10 protein-coding genes and 2 pseudogenes are annotated in these 13781 nt (G+C 47.9%); 8 read left to right on the forward strand and 4 right to left on the reverse strand.

The window, feature by feature from the left end:
• Positions 1-389 precede the first annotated feature (389 nt).
• From AADEFJLK_RS17335 to AADEFJLK_RS17345, 3 genes are all read right to left on the reverse strand, one after another.
• Positions 390-2762 (reverse strand): sensor domain-containing protein, encoded by a 2373-nt coding sequence (locus AADEFJLK_RS17335; RefSeq protein ID WP_103975122.1) that lies wholly within the window; start codon positions 2760-2762, stop codon positions 390-392.
• A 17-nt stretch (positions 2763-2779) separates the two neighbouring features.
• Positions 2780-3460, reverse strand: coding sequence for a response regulator (locus AADEFJLK_RS17340; protein ID WP_103975123.1), 681 nt, complete (start codon positions 3458-3460; stop codon positions 2780-2782).
• Between the two features lie 705 nt (positions 3461-4165).
• Positions 4166-7507: a PAS domain S-box protein gene (locus AADEFJLK_RS17345; RefSeq protein WP_170065153.1), complete on the reverse strand. Its 3342-nt coding sequence runs from the start codon at positions 7505-7507 to the stop codon at positions 4166-4168.
• A gap of 526 nt (positions 7508-8033) precedes the next feature.
• Between AADEFJLK_RS17345 and AADEFJLK_RS24685 the strand changes: the two genes are divergently transcribed.
• From AADEFJLK_RS24685 to AADEFJLK_RS17375, 7 genes and pseudogenes are all read left to right on the forward strand, one after another.
• On the forward strand, positions 8034-8144 hold the full coding sequence (locus tag AADEFJLK_RS24685) for an IS66 family transposase (protein ID WP_249028074.1): 111 nt from the start codon (positions 8034-8036) through the stop codon (positions 8142-8144).
• Between the two features lie 366 nt (positions 8145-8510).
• Positions 8511-8699 (forward strand): annotated as a pseudogene (locus tag AADEFJLK_RS17350) (transposase domain-containing protein); the annotation flags it as partial.
• A 237-nt stretch (positions 8700-8936) separates the two neighbouring features.
• The gene (locus AADEFJLK_RS17355) at positions 8937-9305 is read left to right on the forward strand and encodes a group I truncated hemoglobin (protein ID WP_103975125.1); all 369 of its coding nucleotides are present in this window, start codon (positions 8937-8939) and stop codon (positions 9303-9305) included.
• A 63-nt stretch (positions 9306-9368) separates the two neighbouring features.
• A complete protein-coding gene (locus AADEFJLK_RS17360; RefSeq protein WP_103975126.1) occupies positions 9369-10340 on the forward strand; it encodes an FAD-binding oxidoreductase in 972 nt (323 codons plus the stop codon).
• A gap of 12 nt (positions 10341-10352) precedes the next feature.
• Entirely contained in the window at positions 10353-11081 is a 729-nt protein-coding gene (locus AADEFJLK_RS17365) for an HPP family protein (RefSeq protein WP_103975127.1), read from the forward strand.
• A gap of 13 nt (positions 11082-11094) precedes the next feature.
• Complete coding sequence (locus AADEFJLK_RS17370) at positions 11095-11817, forward strand: ferredoxin--NADP reductase (RefSeq protein ID WP_103975128.1); 723 nt, start codon at positions 11095-11097, stop codon at positions 11815-11817.
• Between the two features lie 55 nt (positions 11818-11872).
• The gene (locus AADEFJLK_RS17375; protein ID WP_103975129.1) at positions 11873-12043 is read left to right on the forward strand and encodes a rubredoxin; all 171 of its coding nucleotides are present in this window, start codon (positions 11873-11875) and stop codon (positions 12041-12043) included.
• 50 nt (positions 12044-12093) lie between these two features.
• Here the strand turns inward: AADEFJLK_RS17375 and AADEFJLK_RS17380 are convergent.
• Positions 12094-13285, reverse strand: a pseudogene (locus AADEFJLK_RS17380) (IS3 family transposase).
• Positions 13286-13433: 148 nt separating this feature from the next.
• On the opposite strand from AADEFJLK_RS17380, the gene AADEFJLK_RS17390 reads away from it, so the two are divergent.
• Positions 13434-13709, forward strand: a complete 276-nt coding sequence (locus AADEFJLK_RS17390) for a hypothetical protein (protein ID WP_211299244.1) — start codon at positions 13434-13436, stop codon at positions 13707-13709.
• The last annotated feature ends 72 nt before the right edge of the window (positions 13710-13781 follow it).

Consider the following 13781-nt stretch of genomic DNA (forward strand, 5'->3'; position numbering starts at 1 on the left):
ATGGCAACATACGCGCATGGATGATCCGGCGCGGGCGGAGCGGCTGTGGATGGCCATTGCCATCGCCACCTGGTGGCTGCTTTCCGTCGGTGGCGAAGCCGAGGCCGGAGCCGACACGCCGTTGGATATCAAGGAACCGTCAGTTCCGGGTGCGGCACGGCGACAAGGGAAGCGCTGGCGGATGGTCGGCATTTTCCAACACGGCTGGTCTTTGATTGTCGCCGCCTTGCTGAACCACCAACTCCTGCCCGTCAAACCGGGGCGGCCTGAAGCATGGCCCGGTTTGACGGAAATCAACGGCGTGACTTTGGCTGTTTACGCAGAAGGGGGTGGAGGGTAAGAAAACCTACACTTGTAAGCCCCCCCCCCCGCACTTTTAATCACACCCGTTACTGCGTAATGTCTGTAAACAACTTTTCAAACGCTTCTGAAGGTAGGGGTTTTGAGTACAAATAGCCTTGGGCAAAATCACAGCCGGCCGCAATAAGCAGGTCGCGTTGGGCTTCGGTTTCCACACCTTCGGCGATGACCCTTAAGCCTAGCTTGTGTGCCATGACGATAATGGCTTCGGAAATTGCCAGTTCTGATGTACCTGGCCGGATGTTTTTGGTAAACGATTGGTCGATTTTTAAATAATCGATATCAAATTTGTTTAAATACGCTAGGGACGAATAGCCGGTGCCAAAATCATCTATGGCAACTTCAATGCCCGCATCACGGTATTCAAGCAGCCGTTTGGTCACACTGGGGTCGGAATTGAGCAATAAGCCTTCGGTGATTTCAACGACAATTTGATTCCGATGCAAGCCTATCTCGCTCAAGTAAGCGATCCAATCTTCACCCCTTAACTTTTCATGGAACTGGAATGGGGATTTATTGATGCTGATCTGAAAGGTTTGCTGGGTTTTTTGGCTGATATATTTCGTAAAATTGGCGGCTTCTTTGAATATCCAATCACCTAATTCAATAATCAGGCCAGTTTCTTCGGCAAGCGGGATGAAGTCTGCGGGACTGACCATGCCACGCGTTGGATGGAACCAGCGCACTAGCGCTTCCGCCTTGCCGATCTTGCCGGTCAAGAGATCAACAATAGGCTGATAAAACACCCTAAATTGCTTTTCTTTCAGCGCGGTGCGCAAATCCGTGGTCAGCTTAAGCTTAGCTTGAGCCTGTTCCTGCATAGTGTTGGTGAAATAACTGGCGCGGTTACGGCCAGTGCTCTTGGCTACATACAAGGCTTGATCGGCATTTTTGATTAATTCTTCTGAGGTTCCGGCATCATGCGGATATAAGGTAATACCCATGCTGCCGGAGATGAAAAATAGTTCGTCATTAACGGCAATTGGCTCTTGTAGGGTTGCGAGGATTTTCTGGGCAACGGATTCGATATGGCTGGAGCTATCCGGTTTGCAAGCGAGGATGACCAAAAATTCATCGCCACCAAATCTGGACACGGTCTCGGCCGGACTCACACAGGATTTGATGCGTTTGGAGGCTTCGACCAGGAGGGCATCACCGGCATGGTGGCCTAAGGTGTCGTTGACCTCTTTAAAGTTATCCAGATCGATGAACAGCACGGCGATCAGTGCTTCAGAACGCTTAGCTTTTTTGATTTCCTGGTCTAGTCTGTCCTGAAACAGCCGACGGTTAGGCAGTTCCGTCAGGATGTCATAATTCGCTTGATGCCAAATAGTGGCTTCATTGTTTTTGGCATCGGTAATATCTGAAAATAAGCCGACATAACGGTAAGGTTTGCCTTCACTATCGGGAATGACATTAATGCACATCTTTTTGACGTGAAAATCACCATTTTTCTTTTTGTCAGTGATTTCTCCAGACCAGAAACCCATTTTTTGGAGCGCATCCCACATGTCTTGGTAAAAAGACTCGTGGTGGATTCCAGAGCCCAGGATTCTCGGGTTTTCGCCGATAACCTCTGCGGCGCTATAACCCGTCAGTTTCGTGAAAGCGGGGTTGACGGCGATCATCTTGTTCTGGGTATCGGTGACAATCATGCCTTCGCCGCTGTATTCGAAAATGGATGCGGCCAGCTTGAGTTGCTCTTCTGCCGTCCGCTCAGCGGTGATGTCGTGGGCGAAGCCGATAACGCCCAGTAATTGGCCATCATTATCGATGACCGGCAGTTTTGTGGTCTCGACCCAGGTCTCTCTGCCGTTATGAAGCGCCTGTTCAAGCAATTTTATCTGCCGCCGGGTTTGCAACACGTCGTTGTCGATAGCGCGGTAATGCTTGGCGAGGCTGTCCGGCCAAAAATCCGCATCGGTTTTCCCCATCACACTTTCGATGTCCCTCTGTCCGGCACTATGCAGCCACTGTTTGTTGGCATGGACATAACGGCCTGCGGTGTCTTTCATCCAGACTAAAAAGGGCAAGTTATCGAGAATCACCCAAAGGATGGCTTCCGATTCGCTGATTTGTTGCTGAACTGTTTTTAACTCGGTGATATCGGTCAGGGTCAGGACACTGGCGGTCTGGCCTGCCCATTGGATGGGCAGTGCACGCAGTTGTGCCCACCCCAACCCGCTTCGGCGCACCAGATGCACATCAATGGGTTTGCGGGTCGCCATAACCGGCAAGCCGGCATTTTTTCCGAGCAAGTCTTCCCGATCCAAAAGGCTGTGTGCGGCGGGGTTTGCATAGAGAATAATGCCGTCGGCATCTGTTACCATGACGGCATCGCTGACCGTCGTCAAAATATTAACGGCATCAGTACCGTTAATGGGGAGGGCGGTTTGCATCATAACGGGGGGGCTGTCTATTATACGACCAGCGTGGCGGTATAGTGGTTAAGGCGGGTCACTATCGCCATGACTTGGGGCATGGCGGCGATGTTGCCCAATAATTTCACCACGGGTTCCGGCAGTTCACGCACTAGCGTGGGGGTTGTGAACACATCATTAGCCAAGGCTTTTTCAGGCATCGCCAAGACATCCACGACATTCAGCACCCAACAGCCTTCGGGCAGCGTTTCACGCAAGGCACTGCGCATATTGGTGATCAGTTTATCGGTCACGGATTCGTGGTTGGCCAGATAAAGCGTCAGCACAAACTTTACCGTATTGTCTTTAGATGTCCCCACGGTCGCGGCGGCTATCTGGCGTATCAGATTGGAGTCGAGCGGTTTGGCGGCGATTTCAAAGCTACAGCCTTCAGCGCGGGCTTTGCTCAGTTCTTCCATGTATTCTTTGACAAAAGCCGTGACGATATGGACGCGGAGGGTGTCATCGATGGCGTTTAGGCGCTTGAGGGTTTCCACGCCGTCAATCCCCGGCATCTTTAGGTCAAGAAAGACCATGTCGGGACGTTTGCGCTTGGCCGCCTCTAGGCCAGCCAAGCCATCGGCGGCTTGCTCCACCTTGTAACCGGCCGATTCCAGCGCCAGGCAGTAAGCGTCACGGACAGACTCTTCGTCATCAATAACTAAAATATGTTTTACCATGTTGTAATCTTAACGGTTAATTTTTTTGAGGGGCCATTAGCTATGGCACTATTACTCGATCATCAAATTTTTCATAAAGCCCGCCCTAAATAGGGTGGGACATTGGTTAAGAACACAAGCCTATCGGGTAAAACAGCTCCCTCCCCTGATGGGGAGCATAAGTATCTACACAAGTTTATGTATTAAAAATCATTATGTTAAGTAAATAATTGCGTTATTTCATATAGATAATTGCTGTTTTAAGCCGGATTTCTCTGGTCAAAGAAGTAAAAATCTAGCCGCTATCTGCAAGAATCTCTATATAACATATTGTTTTTAAAATAATTAAACTTGTGTAGATGCCTATGGATGGGGAGGGAGCCGGATTCCATTGCAACTTGTTGTTTTAAATTTATTTCAATACTTAAGGTTAAAACCACCGGCTTTAGCCGGTTAGCTTTAGCATTAAGGTTCAAAAAAACAATTCGACGGCGCGGGACACAACGTGGGTGGACTTTAGTCCTCTGTGTCCCGCGCTAACCCACCTACTTTCAGTAGGTGGTTGTTAAGTTTGTGTTCTTTTTTAATATCCGATAGCTGAGCTATTTATCCGAATGTTAAAAACTTGATGATCGAGTATATTAGCTATGGCACATTTATGACAAAGTGGTGGCTCATTACGGGTTTCTAATATGTCTGCTAATATTATCATGGCAAAAGTGTAAATTAGAACTCTTTATTATGGTTTTCTGGATTATTTTGTGGGCTTGCCGTCAGCAAATTGATACTAAAACAGGCACCCTGTGGCGAATCGGCCAGTTCCAGTTGGCCTTTTACCGATTCTGCTATTTGCCGTGAAATTGCCAGGCCCAGCCCGGTGCCTTCGCCGGGTGGTTTGGTGGTAAAAAATGGGTCAAAAACCTTTTGGCGGATTTCAGCCGGTACCCCAGTGCCATTATCCAAGACCTGCAATTGCACAGTGTCATTGGCAAGCTGTCGGGCAGTAATGGTTATTGAGCGGGGCTTGGTAAGCGTTTTTAGGCCGTAAACCGCATTAAGCAATAAATTGAGCAGGATTTGTTCCAAGGCGTCGCAGCTGATGTTGACTTGGGGCAATGCCTGGGGCACATCCAAGTGTAAGCTAATATCCGCCTTTTTTAAGTCCCCTTCTATCAAGCCCATGACATGATTTAAGGCGCTGGCAATATCGGTATGTAACGTACCGGAAGGATAGCAGGCAAAAGTCAACATATTGTGCACGAGTTTGACAACCCGATTGATCTCTCTTAAGGCTTTGCCAAGCACTTCATGGGAGCGGCTTTCATCGGTTTTTTCGTAGGCAAATTGGATGTAGTTAAGGATGCCCATCATAGGGTTATTGATTTCATGCGCCAAACCACCCACCAGCACCCCCAACGCAGCGAGCTTTTCCTGCCGGATCTGTATGTCCAACGATTGCTGTAATTGCTTGTAGGCCTCTGCCAGCTTTTGGTCGGCTATTTTGGCTTGGGTAATGTCATTGAACGTGGCGACATAATGGCTGATTTCGCCAGTTGCGTCTTTAACCGCCGTGATAATGAGATATTCGGGGTAAATTTCGCCATTTTTACGCCGGTTCCAGATTTCACTTTCCCAAACATCATGGCTTTTAAGTGTTGCCCACATCTGTGCGTAAAAATCGGCATCGTGGCGGCCTGAACTTAAAATATGCGGATTTTTCCCCTTGACTTCCGCTTGTGTGTAACCGGTGATACGGGTAAAGGCTTGGTTTACGCGTAAGATCAGCCGGTTGCTGTCGGTGATGAACATGCCTTCTTGGGCATTAAAAATAGTGGCGGCTAAGGCCATTTCCTGCTCCATTTTCTTGCGCTCCGTGATGTCGGCCACCGTGCCGAGCATTTGCACCGGGCGGGCGTTGTCGTCGTAAATGACCCGGCCTTGGGCATTAATCCAATGCATCGATTGGTCTTTATGGAGGATCCGGCATTCGAGCAGGAGTTTGCCGGTACGATCGGCCTCTGCAAAGGCTAGGCTAAACTTTCCACGGTCTTCAGGTACGACATGCTGCATGGCGACGGCTTCACCCCATTCCGGCTGTAGTGATTCATAGCCGAAAATCTGGTCGTGCTTCAAGGTGCGCCATGCCGTATCGTGAAGCAAATCCAAGTCCCAAACGCCTAACTCACTGAATTCCAGAGCGAGATTGAGGCGTTTTTCAGCCGCCAGCAACGCATTCTCGGTATTTTTGATGTCTTCTATATCAGTGCAGGTACCAAACCAATGGCTAATACGCCCTTCGGCATCATGCACCGACTTGCCTCTGATTAACCACCAGCGGTAAGTGCCATCTGCGCGGCGCAACCGACATTCAATTGAGTAATTGCCATCGGTTTCGGTGGCGTTTTTCCAAGCGTCCCAAGCCCGTTGCCGGTCATCGGGATGAAAAGGCCTGATCCAGCCCTGCCCATAGCTTTCTTCCAGCGTCAAGCCGGTGTATTCGATCCATCGCCGGTTAAAATAAGTGTTCGAACCGTCGGGTGTAGTCATCCAGACAATTTGTGGCACAGACTCCGCCAAGGTGCGGAATAACTGCTCACTTTTCAGCAGTGCTATCTCGGCCTGTCTGCTGGCGGTAATATCGTGGGCTGTGGCATAAGTGACACCGTCGCTATGGTCAAAGTAAGCCGACCATGACAGGAGGAGGATGCTGCCATCCTTGCAGACATAGCGGTTTTCAAACTGTAGGGTAGGACGGAGCATTATCTGCTGCTGCATTTCCGCCAAGGTTGTTTGGCGATCTTCAGGTAACACAAAGTCTAAAAATGGCTTTGCCAATAACTCATTTTCTTCATAACCGGTCAGTTGCACGAATTTGGGGTTGACCACTTTGAAGCAGCCTAAAGGGTCGGCAATACACAGCGGGTCTGTTGACAGTTCAAAGAGCCGGTAATATTGCTCCCGTTCCTTTTCTAAGCGTTTACGCTCAGAAATATCCCGCACCAATTCGAAGCTGAACTCGTGTCCGGCATATTGGAAAAAATTGGCGTTAATTTCAACCGGGAACTCAGCACCCAGTTTGGTGAGATGGTTAACCTCTATTACTCCTCTGCCTTGTTCCCTAATATGTTGCCAATGCTTAGCCCATTTAGCATCCGTCCAATTGGGACAAATATCCCGCACCGTCATGCCGGCGAGGAATTCCTCAAGGCTATAGCCGAGCATTAGCGTCGCTTCTTTGTTCGTATAGAGGAAGTGGCCGCGCTCATCAAACAAATAAACGGCTTCTTTGATATGATCTAAGGCAAAAAACAGTTGCGCCAATTGTCTTTCCTGGTCTTTCTGTTCGGTGATGTCCCGTCCAATTGACTGCATTTCCAGCAAATAGCCTTCATCATCAAAGAAAGCGCGGTTGATAAATTGCCCCCAGCGCAACGCCCCACCTGCGGTATAAATCCGGTTTTCGATGGTAACAACCGGATTGTCTGGTGTTAAGGTGTTTAATTTTTCGTTGATTAAGGCAATGTCTTCGTCATAGGCGACCGGGTGCCATTTCTCCCCTATCAGGGATTCTCTGGGCTTGCCAAACAATCGGCAATAGGCATCGTTGACATAAAGGATAGTGCCATCGTGTTTAAAACGGCAGATGGTTTCTGTTTGCTCTTCCAATACCTCCCTATAGCGCAACTGGGTTGCCTGCAATTCGGTTAGCGTGGCATTAAACTGTTCGGCGTAGTAGCGCATCCGATGGACGACAAACCCGATCAAAACACCCGAAAGGATAAAAACCGTTGCACCAATCAAGCCAGCGGCAGTGTAACTGAACGCCCAAAAAGGCGGGATGAACAGGTAATTGCCCAGTATCGCGCCAAGGACGGTCATCAGGATGCCCGCTCTCGTCCCGCATAAATAGAAACAAACGACGACTGCGGGATAAAAAGTCAAAAAAGCGAGGCCTGCTTCAACCGGAAGCAGGATAAAACGCAATGCTAAGGCAACGCAAAAAATCAATAGCGTGCTGATGTAGCGGTAAAACACACCCTTATTTAAATATAAGGTATTAAAATCCATTTGCTTGCCTACTTGCCTATAATGGTTAATTGACATCCTTTACGCCCTAAAGGCCAAGGCTTCCTGCCGCTAGAGTCTGACACCTAGCCAAAATACGGCGGCACTTCATAAGAAAACGGTAGCCAGTTCGCTGGTAAGCGAATTAATCCATGCGATTGTAGCGGCTACGTTTAATAATTGCGTTATTGTAGCTCAGATAATGGCAGAAAAAGCGTTTTGGCATGGGTAGGTGCAGGACGGAAGTCGGGGCCTTTATGGAAACGAAGGTTGTAATGGTCAACAAAAACCGGACACTTTCTTAGGCAACCCTGCTATAAAATCCCCGTTCAAATTCCAAAGGCGTTTTATAGCCTAATGTCGAATGCGAACGTCTGCCGTTATAAAAAGCAACACATCAATAATGCTGTGTTTGCGGCTGTCTTTGTCTTGAACTGCACGGTTCGGAGGGAGGGGAAGTTAACAGCTTTCCCTACCCCTATCGGGTGAATTTATTATCGCTATATTTGTTAACGGACATCTTAAAACGGTGGCCCGCCGTTATGCGGAAACCGGACATCTGCCGATTGACAACAACCCCGTGGAAAACTGCATCCGGCCCATTATGCTCAGTCCGTTATTATGCATAGTTCGCCTGTAGTCAACTGCGAAGCCGCATAACGGCGCGATTTACAGCACCACATGACTTATTTTAACTCAGCATAATAATTTGTGGTTTCCTGTAGCTTCTTTAATTGCTATAGGAATAAAACCATGTTTACTGAAACCCATCTGGCGGATCTTACTCACCTGGACTCGCTTGTCGATAATCCGCTCAGCAGCATTACCGCCAGAAATTGGGCAGATGCGCTATCACCCATCGGATGACCTTCTAAAGTTCCTGGAGGGTCTTTAACATTATGTAAAGTCAGCAGCGTGGAAAGCCAGGCGTGCTGACGACTTCCGATACTTACTCAGCATAATAACGGACTGAGCATAATTCTTATTATGCAAAGCTTTGCATAACAAGAAAAATTGGCTGTTTGCCGGCTCCGAACGTGCCGGACAACGTGCCGACGCGATCCAAACCTTACTGGGCACAGCCAGCCTTAATGGTCTAAACCCGGCGGCATGGCTGCAAGACACTTTGGAAAAACTGCCCACTTGGCCGAACAGCTGCATCGACGAATTACTGCCTTTCGGTAAATCAGATTAAATTGATTTTGGCAATTTCTAAGATAGTGGTCGGGCTGCTTGCATACCTTGCGGTTCCTGCCGCCCTACTTACTTGCCAGACCTGAACCCTATCAAACATTAATAATGTTTATAACATATTTATATTGTATAAGTTATTTTTGTTTGCTATGATTTTCCCCGTCGCTTCCTATACTTTGAATTGAGCGATGACATCTAAGGGCATTCTGTCCATTAACATCTAAAACGAGGAAGCATCATGAATAAAACACTTTACGAAAGAATTGGTGGCGAACCTGCCGTCAATGCCGCCGTTGATATTTTTTACCGGAAGGTGTTGTTGGATCCGCGCATTAATCATTTCTTTGAGAATGTCGATATGGAAAAACAAGCTGCCAAACAAAAAGCCTTTTTAACGATGGCGTTTGGCGGCCCGCATAGTTATAGCGGGGAAGATATGCGCAAGGGACATGCCCATCTCGTTAAAATGGGTTTGAACGACAGCCACTTTGATGCGGTGGTTGAAAATTTGGGGTCGACACTGAGCGAATTAAGCGTACCGCAAGAACTGATCGCTGAAGTGGTGACGATCTGTGAATCGACCCGCAACGATGTTTTAGGCAAATAATCACCTTCACCCAACGCCAATCAGCTAAGTTTTTATTGTGGCGTTAGTTTTTAGACTCAGGTTATGTACAAAATCACGATTGAAGACAAGGTTTACGCTTGTCAGCCAGAAGAAACGGTGTTGGACACGTTATTGCGGGAAAATGTCGCAATCCCTTATGCGTGTAAAAAAGGCACTTGCCATAGCTGCATGGTGCGTAGCATTGATATTGCCCCGCCTGCCATAGCCCAAGCCGGATTGAAAGATACCTTAAAAAAACGCAAGCATTTTCTGGCTTGCCAATGCTATCCAGAACAGGATATGACAATCAGGTTACCCGACCAATCGGAGTTTTACACCGACGGTACAGTGGTCGTTAACGAAATGCTCAATAGAAACACCTTGTTGTTGGTCATTGCTTTCAAAGATGCACTTGAATTTAACGCCGGACAATTTGTGAATCTGCAACGGCCTGATGGTTTAACCCGTAGCTATTCGATAGCCAATATTCCGCAAGCATCGAACACTTTAGAATTTCATATCCGCCGTTTACCCAATGGCAAATTCAGTAATTGGTTGCATGATGAGATAAAGGCAGGTGACAGCATTGCCGTATCGGAGCCACGTGGACATTGTTTTTATCTGCCCGAACGCCATGAACAAGGGCTTTTGCTGGTCGGTACGGGAACGGGGCTCGCACCATTGGCGGGAATTTTGACTGACGCACTAAGCCACGGACATAGCGGGCCAATTTATTTGTTTCATGGCAGCCGGGAGGTGGAAGATTTGTATCGGATTGAGGAATTACGCCAATTAGCCCGACAACATCCTAATTTTCATTACATCCCTTGTTTGTCAGGGGAATTGGTACCGGATGGTTTTACCCAAGGTCGAACCCATGAAGTAGCCTTGGCTGCATTTGCTGATTTGAAAGGCTGGCGGGTGTTTTTTTGCGGTCACCCGGATATGGTCAATCAAATGAAAAGAATGGCCTTTCTAAAAGGGGCGGCAAGTAAAGATATTTACGCGGATGCTTTTGTAATTTCACCCAACTAACTGGTGATAACCATGCGCATTAATGATATTTTTCAGTTCATTCGAGTCGATGCGGTGAATTTAAGCCTTAAGGCGAAATTTCTTTCTGTGCTTTCGGGTTCAATTGCCATTTTTGTAATTGCTTGGGTTTCCCAACAATTGGTTGAAGCTTTTGCTTATCCAGCGATGGCGGTTTCTATGGGGGCTTCCGCCGTGATCTTATTCATCTTGCCAAGCAGCCCGTTAGCACAGCCTTGGCCTTTAGTGGGGGGACAATTGGTGTCGGCGCTGATTGGGGGCGTATGTGCCCAAGCGATAGACAATAGCGTTTGGGCTTCCGGGTGTGCGGTTGGCGGCAGTATTCTTGCCATGTTGTTATTGCGTTGCCTATATCCCCCTGGTGCGGCAACGGCACTGATTCCGGTTATTGACCGTGCCCGTCGTGTCATTGGCATTATCACATGGAACGACTTTTTTAAATTTATCGATACAGAAAAACCGGAGCATTTTTCTGACAAATTCAAAGCCTTTATCCGGCGTATGCCAGATATTCATACGGGAAAACCTGAATCTGTCGGTCATATTATAAGCCGCCCTGCCCTAGCCATGTCAGCCAGCCGCCATATCGCCGACTTGATCCCGTTGATGTCAAACCAAGTTCATCGGCAAATTCCGATTGTCAATGATGAAAATAGGCTGATTGGCATGGTCTATCAAGCCAAGCTAATCGCCGCATTTTATAACCAAAGCTATAAAAATTAACAGGGGAGACGTTATGAGCCAATATTTAGTCAAACTGAAATCTAAACGGGAAATCGCCGAAGGCACCATGGCGTTTCATTTTGAAAAACCAGAAGGCTTGATTTATAAAGCCGGACAGTTCGCCAGTTGCACGCTAATCAACCCAGCCGAAACTGATGCCGAAGGAAACACACGGGCATTTTCTTTTGCCAGCGCACCTTATGAAGATGAGTTGATTTTTGCGGCACGGATGCGTGACACGGCATTCAAACGGGTGTTAAAAAAGATGGAGATCGGTACGGAAATCGCCATAAAAGCCCCATTCGGTACATTCACATTGCATGACAAGCCGGATTCCCCGACAGTTTTCCTGACCGGAGGCATTGGGATTACGCCGGTCAGGAGCATGATCATGCAAGCCGTATACGATCAGCTGCCGCAGCAGATTTTGGTGTTTTATGCCAATCGACGACCAGAAGATACGGCGTTTTTGGAAGATTTACAGGTCGGCCACACAACCAATCCACATTATACGTTTGTGGGGACTATGGCGGACATGGCGAATTCCAAACAAGAATGGCAAGGCGAAACCGGATTTATCAATAAAGGCATGTTGCTGAAATATATTGATGATCTGACGGTTCCCATTTATTACATCGACGGCCCGTCTGCAATGGTGGCGGTCATGCGCAAGATATTAAGCGAAGCTGGCGTGAGTGATGACCACATCCGTACTGAAGAGTTTTCAGGATATTGAAGCACAGATAAACCTTTATGCTTTATCCATTAACACCAAACCTAGGAGACATGTCATGTCCGATTTTAAAAAATATCAATGCCGGGAATGCGAACATATCTATGACGAAGCAAAAGGTGATCCTGATAGGGGGATTGCTCCAGGAACCCCTTGGAGCGAGATTCCAGATGATTGGTCTTGCCCAATCTGCGGGGCTCCTAAAGACTTTTTCCAGCTAATGGAATAATTTGTCTCTCCGCACTGGGGTGATGTGTCAACACTTTTCCGGACACATGGTTAAGCAGCCATTTGCTGCAATTCGTAGTCTACAGGCGACAAATAGCCATTGGCTGAATGCCGCCGCTCTCTGTTGTAAAAGACCTCAATATATTCAAACACAGCCTGTTTTGCCGTAGAACGGGTTTGATAAGTCTCATGGTGTATCAGTTCGGTTTTGAGCGCATGGAAGAAGCTTTCTGATACGGCGTTATACCCAAGGGGCAGACCTTCCCAGCAATTGCCTTTACGGCTCATACTCTGGCGGATACTGTGTTGCCTTAACAGCGCACGGTGGCTTTCCGAAGCATATTGGCTACCCCGATCCGTATGCCATAACAAACCTTTGTCAGGTTTACGCTTCCAAATAGCCATTAACAGGGCATCGTTGACGAGCTTGGTGCGCATATGTTCCGCCATTGACCAACCGACCACTTGCCGTGAATACAGATCAATCACGACAGCCAAATACAACCAGCCTTCTTGGGTATGAATATAGGTAATATCGCCAACATAGACTTGATCGGGTTGGCCCACCTTAAATTTACGATCCAGAAGGTTCGGTGAAATGGGCTTATCATGTTTAGAATCAGTGGTTGCTTTAAACTTACGCTTGGTTTTACACGCTAAATTCTCCTGATCCATCAATCGGCTTATTCGGCGACGGCTGACGGTGCGCTGTTGATCGAATAACGCCTTCTTGATACGCCGGGTACCGTAAGTTGCCCGGCTCTTCTTAAAGAGGCTATGGATAATCGTTGCCAGTTCGCTATCCTCCTTTTCTGTCGCTGTTTGGGGCGTTGTAGCCAGGCGTAATAGGCGCTCCGCGAAACCTGCACTTGTGCCCCAGAGGGTATAAAACGACACATCGAATCGACAGGAAATTCCGTGGTATGTTGCTTGATCCAGGCGTACTTTACCGTTGCTCCTTGGCAAAGTACGCTGCCGCCTTTTTTAATAAATCACGCTCCTCTATCAATCGGGCGTTTTCTTTCTTGAGGCGCTTGAGTTCTTCGTATAAATGATCATCCGTCCGCACCGTCTTGTCCTGCGCCAACGGCCGACTATATTTATTGATCCAGGTATGCAGGGTATTTTCATTAACACCTAAATCTCTGGCGGTTTGTGCAATAGGTTTATCGCTTTCATTGGCCAGCTTGACGGCTGACTCTCTAAATTCGGCGCTATAGGTTTTGGCTTTTTCTTGGCTCATAGTAGGATCACACTCTTTTCAGGATATTTTAAATTGTGTGTCCGGTTTAGTGTAGCCACATCACGGCAGCGTCGCTGTGGTTTGTCATGAAGCTGTTCGGGTTTCTTGAAACCGATTATTACCTGACATTCAACCGCACCAATTGGCAGTGTACCCAAAGATAAAGGGTAAAAGGGACATCAACATCCTTATGTTGTCGGTGGTTTATAAGGGCGTTGCGATACCCGTTTACTGGATGTTGCTGAACAAACAGGGCAACTCCAACACCCGCGAGCGTATCGCCCTGGTGAAACGGTTTGTCCGCGAATTCGGCAAGGCGCGGATTATTAAGTTTTTGGCCGACCGTGAATTTGTCGGCGAAAAATGGTTCGGCTGGCTGCAAAGCGAAGGCATCGGCTTTCGCTGCGAGACAGGAGTCGAGTAGTCCCCAGAAGCGATAGTGCCTGAGTTTTCACGAAGCGAAGCGGAAGTGAAAATGCAGGCTATACGAAATCGC

The sequence above is a fragment of the Methylovulum psychrotolerans genome (assembly GCF_002923755.1).
Lineage (GTDB): Bacteria > Pseudomonadota > Gammaproteobacteria > Methylococcales > Methylomonadaceae > Methylovulum > Methylovulum psychrotolerans.

What these genes read in the sequence shown, in the direction of transcription:
- AADEFJLK_RS17335 (WP_103975122.1), bottom strand. Translation starts at nt 2,762, where the DNA reads ATGATGCAAACCGCCCTCCCCATTAACGGTACTGATGCCGTTAATATT.
- AADEFJLK_RS17340 (WP_103975123.1), bottom strand. Translation starts at nt 3,460, where the DNA reads ATGGTAAAACATATTTTAGTTATTGATGACGAAGAGTCTGTCCGTGAC.
- AADEFJLK_RS17345 (WP_170065153.1), bottom strand. Translation starts at nt 7,507, where the DNA reads ATGGATTTTAATACCTTATATTTAAATAAGGGTGTGTTTTACCGCTAC.
- AADEFJLK_RS17355 (WP_103975125.1), top strand. Translation starts at nt 8,937, where the DNA reads ATGAATAAAACACTTTACGAAAGAATTGGTGGCGAACCTGCCGTCAAT.
- AADEFJLK_RS17360 (WP_103975126.1), top strand. Translation starts at nt 9,369, where the DNA reads ATGTACAAAATCACGATTGAAGACAAGGTTTACGCTTGTCAGCCAGAA.
- AADEFJLK_RS17365 (WP_103975127.1), top strand. Translation starts at nt 10,353, where the DNA reads ATGCGCATTAATGATATTTTTCAGTTCATTCGAGTCGATGCGGTGAAT.
- AADEFJLK_RS17370 (WP_103975128.1), top strand. Translation starts at nt 11,095, where the DNA reads ATGAGCCAATATTTAGTCAAACTGAAATCTAAACGGGAAATCGCCGAA.
- AADEFJLK_RS17375 (WP_103975129.1), top strand. Translation starts at nt 11,873, where the DNA reads ATGTCCGATTTTAAAAAATATCAATGCCGGGAATGCGAACATATCTAT.